Origin of the sequence: Nostoc sp. CHAB 5836, assembly GCF_020829445.1 — a bacterium.
In the GTDB taxonomy this organism is placed as follows: Bacteria; Cyanobacteriota; Cyanobacteriia; order Cyanobacteriales; family Nostocaceae; genus Nostoc.
Genome location: NZ_JAIVFV010000137.1, coordinates 1 through 18,347, shown reverse-complemented (window position 1 = coordinate 18,347; position 18,347 = coordinate 1). Strand labels below are relative to the sequence as shown.

Annotated in this window: 17 protein-coding genes and 1 pseudogene; 9 read left to right on the top strand and 9 right to left on the bottom strand. The window is 42.4% G+C overall.

Features of this window, described 5'->3' with window-relative positions:
- Positions 1–780 precede the first annotated feature (780 nt).
- The gene (locus LC605_RS23210; RefSeq protein ID WP_229549876.1) at positions 781–2,367 is read left to right on the top strand and encodes a hypothetical protein; all 1,587 of its coding nucleotides are present in this window, start codon (positions 781–783) and stop codon (positions 2,365–2,367) included.
- 314 nt (positions 2,368–2,681) lie between these two features.
- Here the strand turns inward: LC605_RS23210 and LC605_RS23205 are convergent, their stop codons facing one another.
- The 4 genes from LC605_RS23205 to LC605_RS23190 all read right to left on the bottom strand — a co-directional run bounded on the left by LC605_RS23205 (position 2,682) and on the right by LC605_RS23190 (position 9,189).
- The gene (locus LC605_RS23205) at positions 2,682–3,896 is read right to left on the bottom strand and encodes an HhoA/HhoB/HtrA family serine endopeptidase (protein WP_229549875.1); all 1,215 of its coding nucleotides are present in this window, start codon (positions 3,894–3,896) and stop codon (positions 2,682–2,684) included.
- 439 nt (positions 3,897–4,335) lie between these two features.
- Positions 4,336–5,658, bottom strand: a complete 1,323-nt coding sequence (locus LC605_RS23200; RefSeq protein WP_229549874.1) for a D-alanyl-D-alanine carboxypeptidase — start codon at positions 5,656–5,658, stop codon at positions 4,336–4,338.
- 680 nt (positions 5,659–6,338) lie between these two features.
- A complete protein-coding gene (locus LC605_RS23195) occupies positions 6,339–7,409 on the bottom strand; it encodes a TIGR00730 family Rossman fold protein (protein WP_229549873.1) in 1,071 nt (356 codons plus the stop codon).
- A 1,168-nt stretch (positions 7,410–8,577) separates the two neighbouring features.
- Positions 8,578–9,189 carry a calcium-binding protein gene (locus LC605_RS23190; protein ID WP_229549872.1) on the bottom strand — a complete coding sequence of 204 codons (612 nt, stop codon included), beginning with the start codon at positions 9,187–9,189 and terminating at the stop codon, positions 8,578–8,580.
- Positions 9,190–9,645: 456 nt separating this feature from the next.
- On the opposite strand from LC605_RS23190, the gene LC605_RS23185 reads away from it, so the two are divergent.
- Together LC605_RS23185 and LC605_RS23180 are read left to right on the top strand one after the other, a co-directional pair.
- The gene (locus LC605_RS23185; protein WP_229549871.1) at positions 9,646–9,903 is read left to right on the top strand and encodes a hypothetical protein; all 258 of its coding nucleotides are present in this window, start codon (positions 9,646–9,648) and stop codon (positions 9,901–9,903) included.
- A 6-nt stretch (positions 9,904–9,909) separates the two neighbouring features.
- Positions 9,910–10,767, top strand: a complete 858-nt coding sequence (locus tag LC605_RS23180) for a carbohydrate ABC transporter permease (protein WP_229549870.1) — start codon at positions 9,910–9,912, stop codon at positions 10,765–10,767.
- A gap of 19 nt (positions 10,768–10,786) precedes the next feature.
- On the opposite strand, the gene LC605_RS23175 is transcribed toward LC605_RS23180, so the two are convergent.
- A complete protein-coding gene (locus tag LC605_RS23175) occupies positions 10,787–10,972 on the bottom strand; it encodes a hypothetical protein (protein ID WP_229549869.1) in 186 nt (61 codons plus the stop codon).
- 26 nt (positions 10,973–10,998) lie between these two features.
- Here LC605_RS23175 and LC605_RS23170 point away from each other — a divergent pair, with 26 nt between their 5' ends.
- The 4 genes from LC605_RS23170 (at position 10,999) to petJ (ending at position 13,177) form a co-directional block, all read left to right on the top strand.
- A complete protein-coding gene (locus LC605_RS23170; RefSeq protein WP_229549868.1) occupies positions 10,999–11,211 on the top strand; it encodes a hypothetical protein in 213 nt (70 codons plus the stop codon).
- 112 nt (positions 11,212–11,323) lie between these two features.
- Positions 11,324–11,815: a photosystem II cytochrome c-550 gene (gene psbV / locus LC605_RS23165; RefSeq protein WP_229549867.1), complete on the top strand. Its 492-nt coding sequence runs from the start codon at positions 11,324–11,326 to the stop codon at positions 11,813–11,815.
- 235 nt (positions 11,816–12,050) lie between these two features.
- A complete protein-coding gene (petE, locus tag LC605_RS23160) occupies positions 12,051–12,470 on the top strand; it encodes a plastocyanin (RefSeq protein ID WP_229549866.1) in 420 nt (139 codons plus the stop codon).
- Positions 12,471–12,832: 362 nt separating this feature from the next.
- Positions 12,833–13,177: a cytochrome c6 PetJ gene (petJ, locus tag LC605_RS23155; protein WP_229549865.1), complete on the top strand. Its 345-nt coding sequence runs from the start codon at positions 12,833–12,835 to the stop codon at positions 13,175–13,177.
- 462 nt (positions 13,178–13,639) lie between these two features.
- On the opposite strand, the gene LC605_RS23150 is transcribed toward petJ, so the two are convergent.
- The 4 genes from LC605_RS23150 to LC605_RS23135 form a co-directional block, all read right to left on the bottom strand.
- Positions 13,640–14,548 (bottom strand): MBL fold metallo-hydrolase, encoded by a 909-nt coding sequence (locus tag LC605_RS23150; RefSeq protein WP_229549864.1) that lies wholly within the window; start codon positions 14,546–14,548, stop codon positions 13,640–13,642.
- Between the two features lie 11 nt (positions 14,549–14,559).
- Entirely contained in the window at positions 14,560–14,943 is a 384-nt protein-coding gene (gene panD / locus LC605_RS23145) for an aspartate 1-decarboxylase (protein ID WP_229549863.1), read from the bottom strand.
- A 120-nt stretch (positions 14,944–15,063) separates the two neighbouring features.
- Positions 15,064–15,576: an inorganic diphosphatase gene (locus LC605_RS23140; protein WP_229549862.1), complete on the bottom strand. Its 513-nt coding sequence runs from the start codon at positions 15,574–15,576 to the stop codon at positions 15,064–15,066.
- Between the two features lie 877 nt (positions 15,577–16,453).
- Positions 16,454–16,642 carry a YidC/Oxa1 family membrane protein insertase gene (locus tag LC605_RS23135; protein WP_229549861.1) on the bottom strand — a complete coding sequence of 63 codons (189 nt, stop codon included), beginning with the start codon at positions 16,640–16,642 and terminating at the stop codon, positions 16,454–16,456.
- Between the two features lie 1,047 nt (positions 16,643–17,689).
- Between LC605_RS23135 and LC605_RS23130 the strand changes: the two genes are divergently transcribed.
- Positions 17,690–18,007 (top strand): hypothetical protein, encoded by a 318-nt coding sequence (locus LC605_RS23130; RefSeq protein WP_229549860.1) that lies wholly within the window; start codon positions 17,690–17,692, stop codon positions 18,005–18,007.
- 233 nt (positions 18,008–18,240) lie between these two features.
- Positions 18,241–18,347 (top strand): annotated as a pseudogene (locus tag LC605_RS23125) (acetyl-CoA carboxylase carboxyl transferase subunit beta); the annotation flags it as partial.

Sequence of the window (18,347 nt, the reverse complement as noted above, 5' to 3'; positions counted from 1 at the left end):
AGAAAAGTAGCGGTGAAACTGGGATTTAATCTTAGTGGAATCAGTAGCGGCGAATTGATAGCGCCTTTGAAGATCCGTTTGTGGACTCTTCAAGAATCCCCGTCCCTTTAGGGCTGGGGAGTATCAATGAACTCCTTTGAGAAAAACCCAAAGAGCTTTGGTGGAGTTTAGAGCTAGTATGTCAATAGTAATTGTACAATTTGCAAAAGTCCCTAACACCCCACCCCCAAACCCTCCCCGCTCTTCGGGAGGGAAGATAAAGCGTAGCTTTGGCGGGGTGGGGTTCTTATTTTTCATTTATGCAAGAGGTCTATTGTAGAGTTTGCAACAGTTTTGGTAGCTGCTGATGTGGTAGTATTTTCACATGGGGCCTACCCTGGTGATAATCAAGTGTGCCATCTGCTACAGAAGCTCAGTTAAGTGGAAAACAGTAGAAAAAACAAGGCAACTTCAGCAGATGTTGTGATGTACTCAAACTTTGGCTTTCACTTAAACTTTATAAATCTCCCAGATATTAATTTTAATTGTGTGCGTCACAACCATAAAAAATCAAAAGCAGTAATTTTTCAAATATCTCTTTAGCAAGTTCCAATTTTCAGATATGAAACATCGTCATTGAACAATTAAAAACTTGAATAAATGGCAACTTGGGCGTTTTGATTGCCAGCAGAGGAAGTTATTATTTCCTCAGAGAAACGCATCTCTTTTTTGCAAGATATTGCATTGGGAAAGAGAAAATCGCTAGTAAACTGCAACTGAGTCGAGTGAACGATAACAGCTATGTCTTACGTCTCCCTGCTGAAAAATATACCAGAAATCTTAAGCCAGCCAATTGGGATAGCAGCTGTAGCCTCCCTTGGCATTCACGGTGCGATCGCCATGATTGTGCCTTTGATGCCTATGGAGTCTAACAAGCCCAAAGAAACAGCATCATCGAAAACAGTCGGACTTTTGGAATTGAGCCAAGCCGACCAAAATCGTTTGCCACAAACCACACCCCAAGTTGGTTTACAACAACTTCCTCCAATCGCCCCACTTTCGGTTCCGAATTTTACCACCCAAGCTGGATTAACACCATTAGCGCCACCGCCATCCAGTCAGCTAATACTGCCACCCCTACCTCCATCATCGAATAATTATCGAGTTTCATCCTTACCTCCAAGGCAGTCTTTGCGGATGATTCCTAGTCAGAATTTGCGATTTAGCGCCTCTAACATTGACAGTTCTAAGTACAATCTCAGCCCGAAATTCTCTCCATCACTTCCCCGTGTGAATGATAGTGCCACGAAATACGAGTCAACTAAGCCTTTAGATATAAATAGGTTGCCAGAATTGCAGTCGCAGAAAATACCTGATGATATTCTGCAAAATGCCCAACCTCCAAGCTTATCTGACAGTAACCCCATTGCAACAGCACAGGGAAATACAACTTCACAAATGACGCAACCGATTAATAATGCGTCTACAATTTCTCAAAACCTGTTGATAACTTCTCTAAAACAAGCTCCAAGGAGTGGGAATACTTTAATCGGAACTAGGGGAATCACGGGACAGACAGCCGATTTATCCGTGAAGGGAACTCAACAAGTAATTGCACAGCTAGACTCCTATGCAAATCTGAGAAAAGAAGTTCACCAACAATACCCCAACGCAAAGCAAAAACCAGTCATCCGCCAAACATTACCCACGGATAAGTCGAATCTTCAAGGTGCTGTTTTGGGTGTATTAGTAGTAGATCCTGATGGTAAAGTCCTAGATATTAAGTTTCAAGACAAGTTAGTTTCGCCGGAATTGCAATCAAAAGCAAGGGAATACTTCAACAAGCAATCCCCCAAGGGAGATAAACAGATTAGTTCCTATCCATTTAACCTAGTTTTCCAAAACAACACTAGCAACACAACTGGGACTACTCAAGAGCAAAAGCCCTCGTCATTATCCGCACCGGGAATCAATAATAATCAGGTTATTCCCTCACCAGCAGGTACTTCTAAACCATTTCCGGAACTGCGAATCAGAAATAACCAGCCCACGCCTTCACTGAGAGATACTCTCAAACCATTAGCAGCACCAGGAGTTAATAGCAATCAGCCTGAGTTCTCACCTACAAGCACTCCCAAACCATTATCTGAACTAAAAATCAGAAATAACCAGCCTGCATCCTTGCCGACAGGTACTCTTAAACCATTATTTCCACCGGGAGTCAATAGCAATCAACCTACGCCATCGCCAGCAGTTACTTCTAAACCGTTATTGCTGCCAAGAGTTAATAAAAGTCAGCCTACACCCTCGGCTGAATCGGATCAAAAATTAATAGAACGGTTGCGCGAAGTCAAAGAAAATAGACAAAAGTCTAATCCAGAAAAATAATCATCCGCAGGTGATTTAAGCTTGTGAAGCGAAATAATTATATTGAGTCCACTCACTTGCGATCGCGATCCGCGTCACCCCACCCCGGTTTTGTCTAAAGCCAAAACCTCCCCTCCCCGTTCACGGGGAGGGGATTGAGGGGTGGGGTAAAATGCCTGTGGGATAAGCGTTTGATCTGAAGTTGACACCAATGGTCAACCCACATTCCGCCTTCAAAGCCCCTCTCCGCTTCGGAGAGGGGTTTGGGGAGAGGTCTACCGACTTATGTACACACGGTAAGTGCTTCTACCCGGGGGAGATGTCAAATATTGGACTTACGAAGCATTTTGCAACTCAGCTGTACGTACTGAAAGCTGCTGTATCTGATTACCTCGTTGCACTTTCACCTGTAATACTTGACCAAGACGACTGTCTTCTACAACGTTCTGCAATTGTTCAGCACTGGTAATTGCTTTACCATCAACTTGAAGAATTACATCCCCGCGCCGGATACCCGCAGATGCAGCTGGGGAATTGGGGACAACTCGCATGACAAAAACACCATTAATTTCTGGTATTTGAATAGGAGAGTTGGGATCAGTGTTATTTTGCTTGGCAAGATCGGGTGTCAAAGTTACCATTTGCACACCCAAATAAGGGTGGGCAACTTTGCCATCACGTTGTAGCTGAGTGGCGATCGCTTTGGCTTTATCAATAGGAATCGCAAACCCAATACCCATTGCATCAGAACGAATGGCTGTGTTAATGCCAATCACTTCACCTAGGCCATTTAATAGTGGCCCGCCAGAGTTACCAGGGTTTATAGCGGCGTCTGTCTGAATGAAGTCCAGGCGTTTGTCACTAATACCAACTTGGGCGCTGGAACGTTTGAGGGTACTAACAATTCCCAAGGTAACGGTATTATCAAATCCTAAAGGATTACCAACTGCGATCGCCCAGTCTCCTACTTGTACATTACTGGAAGAACCCAAAGGCGCCACCGGTAAATCGTTACCAGCGTTAATCTTGACTACTGCCAAATCTGTGACTTCATCAATACCTTGAACTTTACCTTCAAAGGTGCGGCCATCTTTGAGTCGAACTGTTACTTTATCAGCTTTATCGACCACATGAGCATTAGTCAGAACTAACCCACTCTTGTCAATAATGAAACCTGAGCCTAAACCGCGTAACTGTTCAGAAGGCATCTGTTGAGAGAAACCGTCACCAAAAAACCGACGGAAAAAGGGGTCTTCTAAAAATGGATCAACGCGACGAGTAATTGTCCGTTCAGTATCAATTCGGACAACTGCTGTGCCCACACGATTGACTGCTGCTGTCACAAAGCTACTGCTACCGATGGCAGCACTGGCTGGTGATTGGCGTTGGGCAATTAGTTGTGAAGTATCTCCAGCAGTTACTGTGGGTGCTGGTTCGGCTTGAGAGGGTAAAACCTGCAATGTACTAACCGTTAGCACAACTCCTAGGGCGATCGCTAAAACATGAGTACTGAGTTGACGTAGAGACCGAGATAATTTGGGAAATCGCATAATCACAACCTCATTTTTGACACTCTCCGGTATAAAGATGCGGAGATTCTTGGTTCAACGAGTCCACTTAGATTAGACTCTTTCTTTCTTGGCGCTAGCCTCTCGCGAGTAGGAGAAGGGGAGACGCACTCGCGTTTGCGGTTCGTTTTTTCATTATTTTGCGTCAGTCTTGCTAAAAACTTTTTGGGTTTTTAGGTTTAAACATCGGGGTTTTCACCCAACATTCTTATAAGTCTAATTGTTCCTTAGTCATGACAAATCTATGTACAGTTATTTTTATCAAGATGAACTAAGTACGTTGGTGCGAAAAAAGTCAAGTATGTTACGAAAGGTAAATAAGCTTAAAACCTTTACTAATGACAAATGACCAATGACAAATGACCAATGACCAATGACAAATGACAGCCTTAGCCAGTTAACTTTAATTGCGCCAACCTACTTAACTTTTAAATAAAATTTCATTGCGACGGGCTGCGCCTAGCTGGGGTAAAGAGTTGATCGCTGAGTGGGGAGTGAGAGCAGTAGGAACAGTCAAAGGTAGTTGTAATTGTTTTATAACACTTTGCAAGAGTTGGTCTTGTCCAGTCCGCAAACCCGAGACATTTGTCCCCCGATTGATAATAGCAAACCAAACCAAACCGCGATCGCGTGTGGGCATGACTCCCGCCAAAGCGCTCACATCCCGCAGAGTACCAGTTTTGATCACAGTCGCAAGGGGAATGTGTCTGTCGTGCATCGTCCCCCGGTGATCAAATCCAGACATGGGGAACAAATCAGCCAGATTCAGTTTATGAGCAGCTGCCTCACCTTGAATAGCCATCAGCATGGCACAAGCAGCTCTAGGGGAAATGCGATTTTCGGGCCCCAGTCCAGAACCATTAATTAACTGAATTTCCACTTGTGGTACCCTAGCAAGGTTAGCAGCAGTTGATCGGACTACAGTTGCTCCTCCCACTGACTCTGCCAGCATCTCTGCCATATCGTTATTACTGTAAACATTCATCTCCTTGATTAGTTGCTTTAAGGGTAACGAACGATGGCGGAGTAACAAAAATTGCTGAGGGTTTGGTTGCGCCGCAACTTTCACCGCACCGGCAATTACAACTTGAGGCTTGGGTGTACCCTTGGCCATGATTGAGTGTGTATAAGTAGCGGGGCGGCTCCAAGTCGCACGATTTAGTGCTTGCTTGAGCATCAGACCTGCTAACATCGGCTGACGTTGGAAATTCATGGCAAAACTGCCAGTAATGATCAAATTTCCCTTTACCTGCTTGATGCCAATTTTATTGAGAGTATTACCAAGAGCGATCGCTTCTTCCCAAACAAACAAAGGATCGCCACCACCAGTAATCACCAAATCGCCCTGTACAACTCCATTTACTACTGGCCCAGTGATACTCACCAAAGTATCAAATTGGTGATCTGGCCCCCAAGTTTTCAAAGCAACTAGTGAAGTAGCAATTTTGGTTAAAGAAGCAGCCGGTAGAGGAGTCGTACCTTGGTGATTTGCCATCAGCATCGGCCCCGACTGCATCCAAATTCCCTGACTCTCAGCCAGATTTTGCCCCACTACTTTTGATGTTACTAGCTTTTTCAGATATTCCTGCACCGTAGTTGCCCCAGCTGGATTTGGATCAGGTGCAAGAACTAAGCCAGGGCTACTTTGCCAAGTCAAAGCATCTAAGGCATCTAGAGGCTTGATTTGTACCCCGGCCATTTCCAGCCAAAGCGACACCAAACCTGAACCCAATAATTCCAGCATATTTTATTCCTCTGTTAGGATCTGATACGTTGTTTCCTGTGCTAATATACAAGCTTTTTTACGATAATCAGTATTGAGTCATAATAGTTCCAAATCGCATAGTCATTCATTTTTCCAGACTGATTCGCTTGTAGTAAGCGGCTCTATCCCTGGTATTATGCAACTTAAATGCTCATTAGTTTAGCTTAAACAGTAGAAGCCTCTCACCTACCGGATAGGGAGGTGATGAGATGAATACGCGTGAGTAACGAATTGCCCAACGAGCAAAATTAAGCGCAGCTTAATCAGTGTTGTTGGGCCATGAGGAATGAACATTTAAATTCCTAATATATTCACGAATAATATCTGTTTTGGCTCTTCCTGTAAGATGTGCGTATTGCTCTAATATTTCCATTACAATAATAGTAGATGGCAAAGCCGAAAATGCTGGTCATCTCTAAGCTGTACCTTGACAACTCAGAGTATGGGGTTCTACTCAGTAACAGACACTTGTGTCTCGTCTTCTGTGAGTAGGTAAAACTCTGACAGTACAAAGGCTAGAACAATCTTTGTACTTGTTCAACTGTGCAAAGGGGCATCTCGTGCAGTATAAACAAAGCTCAGTTAATGTCCGACGGGATACCGGGAGTCGCTGAGAAGCCCACACCTACAGCTTGCTGAGGTGTGGGAGTATGTCACTACTACTTTCTTTCTGGATGCGCTGCATCCTCTGGTGAAGGAGTACCCATCTGGTTAATTGTGGCAATCATCTGATACAAGCGCCCCAAGTCGCGTTGATTGAAGTACAAAATTAGCCGGGGTAATTCAACAGTTTCATCTTGTGCTTCTTGAGGTAATGCCTGACTTTTTTCAATTCGTCCTTGAATAATAATCTGGCTAAAATCAGCATTGAGTTGCTCTACCTGAGAGTCTGATATATCTGTCTTCAGGCGGATGACTAACTGATCGCCTACATAGCGACAAGAGTGATAAACCTGGTAAAAACGGGTGATAGCGTCGCAAGCCACATCCAAGTTATCTGTCACCGTGTAAAGACTAGGGTCTTCAGGACTGACAAGACCATTTTGCACTAGTTGCTGATCAATGTATTCGCTCCAAGACCGCCAGTAATCACCACCAGGGCGATCAATTAAAACTAGAGGTACTGGGCCAAATTTACCAGTTTGGCTTAATGTCATACATTCAAAAGCTTCATCTTGAGTGCCAAAACCTCCAGGAAACAAGGCGACAGCATCACTTTCTTTGAGGAGAAACAGCTTGCGGGTAAAGAAATATTTGAAGTTAATTAGCTTAGGATCACCCTCGATAAAGGGGTTTGCTTCCTGTTCAAAGGGTAACTGAATGTTTAATCCAAATGAATTTTCTCGCCCAGCACCTTCATGACCCGCTTGCATGATTCCACCGCCACCGCCAGTCATCACCATAAATCCTAATTGAGAAACAGTACGACCAAACTCAAGGGCCATTTGGTATTCTGGTGTGTTTGTTGCTAGACGAGCAGAGCCGAAGATTGTCACTTTGCGAACGTGTCGGTAATCATAAAAAAGCTGGAAACCTCGCTCCATATCTGCTAGCGCAGCCGATAAAATTTTCCAATCGAGACGCTCAATTTCGGTATCAGCTAGACGAACAATAGTAGCAAGTGCTTGCTGAATAAATTGCCGATTTTTTAATGTCGGTAAACGAGCGATTAATTCAGCGATTTCCGCCTGTAAAGACTCTAATGTGTCAAACGACGCAGATGAGGTCATGAGAACTGCCGCAACAATGGCACTATATTTTACGTGAACTACTCACACTCTAGCAAGCGGCAGAGTAACCCCAAGTGGAATATCAAAGAAGACTTGGCTGGGTATATGTTGATCATGCCCACCATTCTAGTTTTGGGAACTTTTGTAGTCTTACCCATCCTCTACGCCGTTTTTCTTAGGACTAGCCCCTTCAAGGTGACTTTAAAAATCTCTCTTTTTTCTCTGTGTTCTCTGTGCCTCTGCGGTTTAAAAGTAATTTATCTAACCACAGAGACGCAGAAAACACAGAAGTAAGAGGTTAAAGAGAAATTTTTTGAACAAAATTTTTACCCACCTTGAAAGGGCTAATTCTTAGGACTTACGCACTGTACAAATTAACCTGAAGCAAGTGGCGTGGATTTAGGGGGATCTAGAACGTTTTGCTACCGATAAAAAGACTTTTAAAACATCCTCTTAGCTCGACTTTATCCAAAATTAAGAACTCGGTTTTCTTTATGCGGCAAAAACCCTGGCTTTTTAGCAAATACTTTTTCCACTCTACAGGTTATCCATAAAATTCAAAAACTAAAACTACCGTTCCACAAAGGTTTCAACTTCAGCGTTCACGTAGCGAAAAAAATGGATAAAGTCGAGTTAAGAGGATGTTTGAAAAGTCTAATTTATTACTAGCCTTGGCACAGGTGCGGCTACACAGGCAAAACCCACCGACCTGGGTTAAAAATCCTTGATTTTATCTTAGTCCACGGAGGTGGACAACGTTAGTGTAGTAGCGAATTCTATTCGCCGAATACTTTTCAAACACCCTCTAACAGAACATATTCAGATGATAACTGATGCCATAAACTTCGATAGTTTATCGAAGAAGACAATAGAAGGCGAAGCCTCCAAGGATGGGTTCTTAGCCTCTAGGCTAAGAACCCGTCAGGGCAAGGGATCTATGTTAACTTATGCCAATCACCTTTCTAAAACGTAACTCTCAAAATCTGGATTTGGGATTAGTAGAGTCAGAAATGTGAATTTCTAAATTACGTTTTGGAATGCAAATTAGTGTTAGTAACATTCGTGTCTAGAGCCATTGTCTTGTGTGGAAGCCGGAGTGTTTATATTTGCAAGCTAGAAAACCTACACCTCTACTCCGTCATTACTTTATCCCCGATCAGTTGCCTAACTATGCTTGCACCACAAAATCTGTTGCTGCAAGAGTTGGCGCACCAGTCAGAGTTATGAATAGACCGCCACTGCCGAAACCACTTGCGCTGCCATTTTGATTGTAGAATAACTCCCCACTCGCAGCGTTGTAGACAATTTTTGCCGTGCTGGTTGCCCCTGATCTAGTGACTTGAAAATCACTTCTGTTACTAAAACCTGTTCCCGGAGTAGAAGCGATCGCACCAAAAGTGGTTTTATCGAGGACAATCTTATCACCTTGGGAACCATTGAAGTCACTGATCACATCTACACCAATATCATTCCGGGCAAAAGTTGCATTGGTATTGAAAACGAATCTGTCAGCACCCGCACCACCGGCAAGAGTATCATTGCCAGCACCGCCGATCAGAATATCATTGCCAGCACTGCCTCGTAATACGTCAGCACCCGCGCCACCAATGAGACTATCATTGCCAACGCCGCCGATGATAGTATCATTGCCAGCATTGCCGCTGAGAGTATCATTGCCATCCAAGCCATTGATAACGTCGTTACGAGGGCCACCATTAATCACATCATTGGATTTGTTTGGTCCTTTACCGCCCACTAAAGTATCTTCATTGTTTGACATAACTTTCACCTAACTCATCAATTTTTTCAGGAACTTTCGTTCTCAAAACCTTAATCAAAAATCGAGCAAAATAGCTCATTTTAATTGGTTTATCGAGTGTTTATTTTCCTTGGTAAACACACCTATTTATTTATCACTATTCCCAGATTAAGTAAACTTCTTTACCCAATCTTTAAGATATAACTTTCTCTCAAATCTCAGACATTATCAAAGATTGATAACTGAAGTTTTATCCTTCTTTCAGATGTATTTCTTTTTCTTATAGAAAAATCGATATCTTAATGAAATTGCGGTTTTTATTGACAAAAATGCAACCTCTGATTCTACTACAAAAAATTTTTTAATATCTAGTTGTGCTGAAGATTACATAAGTTATTTTTATGTATAAGCTGATAACATCTCTGCTCAAGCAACAATCAAGTTTATAGAAACTTTATATTATCAAGAGGTTCAACAGTGTTTGAAATTATCAAGCGGCAGAACAATCCCAAGTGGAATATCACGGAAGACTTAGCTGGGTATATGTTTATGATGCCCACCATTTTAGTTTTGGGAACTTTTGTAGTTTTACCCATTCTCTACGCCGTTTTTCTTTCTCTGCAAAAAGTTCAACTCCTTGGCGGTATCGAGTACGAGTTCATCTGCGATCGCATTTTTGTTGGCAGCAGTTATCATTGCCATCACTTTAATTCAACGACGACTTTTTGGAGGTGAACAGATTTGACTAATATCTCTGGCTTATCTTGGCTCAAAGCCCTCTTATACGTCTTGGTGACACTATATGCCATCATCACCCTAATACCCTTTCTCTGGGCACTTTCAGCATCATTTAAGCCACTAACAGAGATTGTCAGTAGTGAACCCAACTTTCTTCCCAAGAATTTTACTCTTGACAACTACAGGCAAATTTTTCTGCAAGAACCACTATTTTGGCGCTGGTTGTTCAACAGTGTGGCGATCGCCCTCAGCGTCACCCTTTTAAACTTATTGTTAAATTCAATGGCTGGTTATGCCTTGGCAAGACTGCGCTTTGTGGGCAAGCGCTTTTGGTTCTTTCTAATTTTGGCAGTACTGGCAGTACCGGCGCAAATCACCCTAATTCCCACATTCTTGATTTTAAAAGCGATGTCTACGACGGGCTACGCCTACGGCTGGCTGAATTCTTACCAAGGCATGATTGTGCCTAGCATGGTCAATGCCACTTTTATCTTCATGATGCGGCAATTTTTCGTTAATTTTCCTAAAGAACTAGAAGAAACAGCTCAACTTGATGGCTTAAATACCTTGGGGATTTTCCGACATATTGTCTTACCTCTGGCAAAACCAGCACTAGCAGCACAGGCAGTTTTTGTGTTCATGGGGAGTTGGAATAATTTTTTACTGCCTATAGTTATCCTATTTGACCCAGAAATGTTTACTCCCCCTTTGGGGCTGAACACCTTCAAAGGTCAATACATTAGCTATTGGAACTACATTATGGCGGCTTCTATGGTCTTTACCCTGCCAGCTTTAAGTATTTATGCCTTTTTTAATCGTTACTTTATTCAAAGCGTCACCTTTACCGGAGGAAAAGGTTAATAGGTATTGGGAATGGGCATCAGGAACCGCGAAGTCGAAGTATCGGGCATTGGGCATGGGTTGCCTCATCCCCCTCATCCCCCTCATCCCCCTCATCCCCCTCATCCCCCTCATCTCCCTCATCCCCCTCATCCCCCATTCCCCAAACAGTATTTTGGGCAACAAATTGCACTCCTAACGTGATATTGGTATTACAGCGACTCAATCTCTATCTATCAGTTAACAAGCATTATGGGTTTTGCAGACCTATCGATCGCAGAGATAGCAGCCGACTACAGCATTCCTGTAGAAAAAGTGTTTTCTCTGTGCAACCAACTGGGAATTGCCTACAAACACCAAAAGACCCGTTTGGCGTTAGAAGATGCAAAGGCAATTATTTCCCAAATATCGTCTGAAAGACGCCCAAAAGGTACTAGCGACTCGGTGGGTGATCTCGGACTTTAGCTAATCACTGATAGCTAATGACAAAAATCAATGAATCATTAGCAATTAGCAGCTTGGAGATTGAGAATCGTTTTCTTAGCTGTGTTGAGCGTCAAAATCTTTAAGGGGAAATATGTTTAGAAGACTAATGGGCGTTGTTGTGGCTACTGTTTTACTCTCGTTTCAGTTGATTGTCGGTAACGCGACAGCAGTGGAACTGGACAAAGCTACCCGAACAGTGCCATTAAATACTCAAGGTGATACCGTCGTACTTAGCCTTAAACAAGTCAAAGAAGGCAAACGCTTATTTAATTACGCTTGCGCCCAATGTCATGCTGGGGGAGTTACCAAGACAAACCAGAACGTAGGACTGACTCCAGATGATCTGGCACTGGCAACACCCAACCGTAACAATATTGAAGGCTTGGTGGATTACCTGAAAAATCCCACGACCTACGATGGGGAAGAAGAGATTTCCGAAATCCACCCCAGTATCAAAAGCGCAGATATTTTCACAGCAATGCGAAATCTGACTGATGAGGACTTAGAGGCGATCGCTGGTCATATTCTCTTACAACCCAAAATCGTTGGCACTAAGTGGGGAGGCGGAAAAATCTATTACTAAATCCTGGATCTGAGTTATTGGGAATTGGGCATTGGGCATTGGGCGTTGGGAAGAATTTAGTCCCCATTCCCCATCCCCCATTCCCCATTCCCCATTTACTACTGATGGCACAGCTTTTTGCAAGAAATTGCTCCCCATTCTTAAAAAAAAATTTATCTATGACAGATTGTCATATTTAGCGTTGATTTTTATTTAAAATGAGAAAGGAAAAAAAATTGTTTGTTAGGAGAGAGCCATGAAATTAATTTCGGGAAGCTGGCGACGCCTTGGTTTAGCTGTGTTGACAATCCTTTTAGTTGTTAGCAGCTTTGCTGTTTTTACTCCCAGTGCTTCGGCTGAAACCTACAAGGTGAAATTAGGTAGCGATAAAGGACTGTTGCAATTTGAACCAAAAACCTTGACCATTAAACCAGGTGACACAGTTGAATGGGTGAACAACAAACTTGCTCCTCATAATGTTGTGTTTGATTCTGCCAAAAACCCTACAAAGGACGCTGAACTAGCGAAATCTTTGTCTCATACGAAGTTGCTGTTGAATCCTGGTCAAACCACAACAACCACCTTCCCCGCAGATGTACCTGCTGGTATCTACACTTTCTACTGCACTCCTCATCGTGGTGCTGGCATGGTTGGTAAAATCATTGTCGAAGGCTAGTAGTTTGTCAAGTTTAAATTGACGGGAAGCAATTTGGTAGTAAGGACTTCAGTCCTTATTTTCTAAGCACTAAAGTGCTTACTACAAACCCTCAAAATTAGCTTAGACATTGTACTAGAAACAGCAGCGTTTGACACGAGACGATTACTCAGTGAAATTAGCTCATCGCAATCCGCCACGCTCCTAGAGTGATGTACAAAATGCATAAATGGCGGTAGTGAGTTCTATCCTTCCCTCAGACCCTAAACGACCTGTGGCGCTGGAGGGGTGAACTCGCTACCGCTAATTTCGATCAAATTTGACTTAATCAGGGATTAATCGCGTTTATACTCTTGCTGGAGGCTTGTTGCGAGGAAATTTTCTTGAGAATACTTTTATTAATTCTACTGTCGGCGATCGCTCTATTCAAATTCACATTCATTAGTCCAGCACTAGCTGCCGAAACATCCAACGCTGCTAAAATTTTCGAGGCTAACTGCGCTTCTTGCCATATAGGTGGCGGTAACATCCTGATTAGCCAGAAAACTTTGAAAAAGGAAGCATTGTCAAAGTACCTAGAAAATTATAATAGCGACTCAATTCAGGCGATTATTCATCAAGTGCAGAATGGTAAAAATGCCATGCCTGCCTTTAAAGGCAAGTTAAGTTCTGAGGAAATTCTGGAGGTAGCTGCTTACGTTTTTCAAAATGCAGAACAAGGCTGGTAAAGTAGCCGAAAAATTTATCTGGATGAAAGGGAACAGGGAACTCTTAACAGGGAAATAAGCCACCCACGAGGGGTGGGGTTTCAACCTACCTGACGATGATGCGGATTTTTTCGCTTGACTTCGGGCGAAAGCGCGTAGCGGGACGTAAGTCCGGTTTTGAACCTTTATTTTTTACATAAAACAACGGCCCTTTGGTATACCAAAGGGTTTTTTCACATCGGGAAGCACAGTTGATCGAGAGTACTCATGATTGAAAAAGATTATAAGGGAAATGCTGAAAACCCGTGAGAAGCAGGACACGCAAGTGTCCGAACTTCGTACTTCAGGCACGGGATGAAAGCAAGTCACAAGCCTTTAGGCTTAAGTCAATTTTGTTGATGAACATGGTAAAATACTCCAATCAGTACAAGTTTTAAAAACCTACCCCCGGACTGGGGGAAAGTCTACGCCCAAAAAACTGTTCTACCCTGACTTACCAACAACTAGTACTAGACCTTCATGGGCTAGTATGGCTTGAGGAAAGGCAGATTTAATATCGACTTGAACCTCATCAAGAAAATCATCATGGTCATCTGGGTGATGATGAGAAATAGCTAGGCGTTGAACGCCAGCATTGAGAGCTGCATTCACCGCAGCTTGCCAGAGTAAATCAGCAGAGTCATGGTTGTGAGAGGTAGGGGGAGTGTAGGTGGCATTGGCAATCAGCAAGTCAACGCCTTCAATAAACTGTAAAATCCGCTCTCGCTCTATTTGATCAGCATTTTGGTGCAAATCCGTGATATAAGCAACACTACACTCCTGCCAAGTGACCCGGTAGCCAACTGACCGTTGAGTTTGATTGATTAATGCAGTTGTAATGGTGACATCATCTAGCTTGACGTCACTGTCTGGAGTCAGATTGTAAAATTGCAATTCCGACTGCATTACTTGTAAAGGGTAAGGAAAGTGTGGCTGGAGCATCTGGTCGCACAGACATTGTTTAATTGAAGCTCCATTTGAGGCAGCCGTGCCGTAAATGTGAAAACAATTTTCCGCAATAAATGCGGGAGCAAAAAAAGGAAACCCTTGAATACGATTTGATTGGCAGTTGGTAAAAAATAAATGGGCTTCTAATGGGTGTTGCAGTTGTTGCCAAGTTTTACCCAGTATGCGTAAGCCAGTACCGCCATCAAAAATCAAGCGTTTCCCAGCTATACGCATTTCTACACAAGCGGTATTACTACCATAACGATTAGTGTTGCTACTTGGGGTGGGAATCAAACCTCTTACACCCCAGAATTGCACAAGAAATTCACTTGTTGGACTACTAGGCATAGTAGCTGACTTTTCAGGTATATAGCTCTGGGAACCCGACAACTCAAAGTTTGACATTTTTCTTGAAATTAGACCTTACTGAGCAGGTCATCGTAGCGCCGCACTTCCAACAACCTGTTTTTTTCGTCCACAATGACTACCGTAGGAGAGTAACTTTTCAACTCTTCTGGAGTCAACTGCCCGTAAGTCATTATAATCAAGCGATCGCCAATAATGCCTAGACGTGCCGCACCTCCATTTAGCTCAATTATTCCTGAATGGGCTGGAGCCGGAATTGCATAGGTAATAAAGCGCTGACCGTTGGCATTATTAACTACTTGCACCTGTTCATAAGGTAAGATACCAGCTTTTTCCAAAAGCATTTCATCGATGCTGATACTACCCACGTAGTTGATATTTGCCCCTGTCAGGGTGCAGTTATGAATTTTTGCCAAAAGGAGAGTACGCTGCATTTGAGTTTAGGGTTGGTGGCAGATATTAAAATCCGTAACAAGCAAAAGTTACTAAAGTGAGGAGTTAGGAATAAAAATTCATAACTCTTAACTCCTAACTCCTAACTCCTAACTCCTCTATTATCCTCTATAAGCTTTGACGGATTTTTCAACTATTGCTGCAACCTTGTCCACATCTTGCCAACCAAGAATTTCAGTCACCTTTTTTTCCAAATTTTTATAACTACGGAAAAATTCGGCAATTTCATCTAAGCGGTGAGGCGCTAAGTCTTTCAGGGATTTCACCTGAGTGTAGCGCGGATCTTTGTCAGGAACACAAAGAATTTTTTCATCGCGATCGCCACCATCAATCATCTCCAAGAAGCCAATCGGTCGTGCGGCAATAATACAGCCTGGAAAGGTTGGCTCATCGATTATGACCATACCATCTAGGGGATCGCCATCATCAGCCAAAGTATTGGGTACAAACCCGTAGTCATAAGGATATTGTACCGAGGAATAAAGTACTCGGTCTAGAGCAAAAGCTTCTAGTTCCTTGTCGTATTCGTATTTATTTTTACTTCCCCCAGTAATTTCAATCAGAACATTGATTAGACCCGGTTTCGGTTGGGCAGGAATACGAGATAAATCCACAAAAAACTCCTCTAATAACAATGAATCATGGGGCACTCAGTCAGCTTTGCTCCCCGTGTAGAATTTTAGGGCAATATGGATCTCTTCCCAAGGTATTCATCGGAATACGCGGGATGCGGGAAACTCAGCTTTGGTATAGAGCATTATCTGGTGAAAAAGAATTGTTTTGACGTAGCAGTGCTACGTCAAGACAAGGGTTCTGGGTAACGCATATTTAATTTCACCAGATGTCTATTGGGTATTAGCTATGGTTATCTCCTTTAGGACTTACGCAAAAACCCTCTCAAACTCTCATTCCTCCGTGACGCGCCAGTTACTTCTCCCATCTCTACCAATACAATTCAGTTAGCGCCAAAAACCTTAAGTTGTGTAGGTTGGGTTGAGGAACGAAACCCAACATTTTCATAGCTTTGTTGGGTTGCGCTTTGCTTCACCTAACCTACAATTTTTCTTAACCCAAGCGTATTGCCATCTCTACGAGACGCTACACCTAGTGTCTCGTAAGTAAGTCGGTGAAAATAAATCAAACTATGTGACGAAACGTAAACAGGCTTGAAACCCTTACCAAGGAGGAATGACAAAGGACAAATGACAGCCATCACGAGTTATCTTTAATTGCGCCGACCTACTTAGAGATGGAAAAAGCGTTGCGAGGAAACTTCGCAACGCTTTTTTCAAGAGGTTATGATTTATCTCTCCTGACCTTGTTTGCTGTAAGAGGGATTTCTGCCCCTACTATGTCAAAACCTGGAGTTCGTCAAGATAGATTCAGCTGATTCGTGATGAAGTACATCGAAAATCTACAGAGATTGTCTCAAAATCAGTATTTTCTTTTTTTGTCGCTCTCCTCCTGGGGAAATGCTGCTGACAAGCTTTATCAATCTTTACTTTCTTGTAGGTTTTGGATCAGGGGTTGCTGGTTATTTTGAACATTAGTTGAAGAATAATGGGCGATGACAAATACGGGTAGAGTGAGGGTTAACAGAGCGATCGCAGTTCCCACAATGTCTGCCAAACGTTGGGAATATGTGTCGGCAGAATTGGCAGACTGGCTATTTGAATTCATACAAAATTGAAGTTCTTCATAACACTGTGTAGGTCTAGTCTCTCAGTGAGAGTCTTGGTGCCATTTTAGCTATTTTTAAACTGTAAAATGTATAGCATTCTACAAGCTAAACCAGTTTTGCAACTGTCATAATAGCGTTCTTATACATGAAATTCTTAATACCAAGTTACAAGTCAACAAATCATCTTTTATTTCGTGATTAATATTTCCAGATGTTTCCTTGTATGGTGTAACGGTTAACATATGCAAAGGAAACTTTAACAGCATCATAAATTACATTTTTCCCTGCTTAAAGATTAATTAGCAAAATGTATTCTTCCGATACTTAATGATTATATCATTCTGCAACGCCTTTGATCAAGTTATCTTACTGAAATTGCTAATTTGTGATACAGAACACAAAACCGCAAAAGCACTGATAGATATTTAGGTTTTGGATTGTTCTACAGTATTTATACACAACAATATTTGACACCAGAGAATAAATGAGTAGGAATGATTTTTGTAACCAATCATAACTACCGAATAAATACAGATACATCAAGTGTGTTGTGCAGTGTGGATTCAGTGATATCACTCAACAAATATTTCAGAATTTAAATTTTCAAATTGTTTTAATATGACAGTAATTTTGTCAATCTATATATAGGTAGAGTAAAAAATGTGTGTTTGAATATAGGACTTACGCAACTGGCATATTATTTTTAGTTTGTAGTGAACGCGAGTGCGTCTCGTTGGCGTGGTCACTGAGTTTACGGTGAGCATCTCGACTTTGCTCGTTGGCGTAGCCTAAGAAGAGATGGAACCGCAGTCGAACTGCGTAGTCGAAACATTAAATTGGTATAACGAAGTTTGCACTTGTAAATTAGGGAAAACCTCCCCTCCCCGCTTGCGGGGAGGGGATTGAGGGGTGGGGTAAAATGCCTGTGGTATAAGCGTTTGAGCTTAAGTTGACACCAATGGTCTGTATTGGACTCAACTGCAAACTGCTATATTTATTTTTCTTTCTCTTCTTTGATGCCCTTGGCGGTAGCCTGCGGCAAGGCGATGCAGCGTCTACGTAAAAAAATTAGGTATTATTCTGGTGGGAAGCGGCAAGGCTCAGTACAAGTGCCCCATGCCCAATGCCCTTACATAAAAAAATTTATAATTCGTGACTGTAACCAACATTACCCCATCTGCCCTTCATATTTTGATAATATTCAGCTTGTGACTTGTATTACCCTCTTAACGACGATTAACCCTTGGCAAGCACAACTAGTCCAACAGATGCTGATTGTTCACAACCTAGCAATAGGAATAATTGATTGGGGTGGGAGGGGGAAAGCATCTTATTTGGAGGTTGGTATTCTCATGGCTTTGTGAGTACGTCCCTATAATTAAGTCTGCTGAAAAAAAGAGCAAGAGACTTGTATTGGTATAAGAATTTTCGTTAAGCTGGCAACCAAAGATGAAAATTAAGGTCTGAATTGCTTAAAAGCGTAGTTTGACGATGTAGTCATTAGTCATTAGTTAAAGACAAATGACTAATGGCTAAGGACAATCCAATACGGTTTGATATGTTTTCGACCTCATACCCACTTAAAATAAAATAAAAAATGGCTAACAACGAAGAATCGCGTGGTTTAAAGTCTCTATTTGATTGGTTTGCAAATCGACGGAAATCAGGATCTACTAGTCTCGAACGCCAAGAACGTGAAATTGC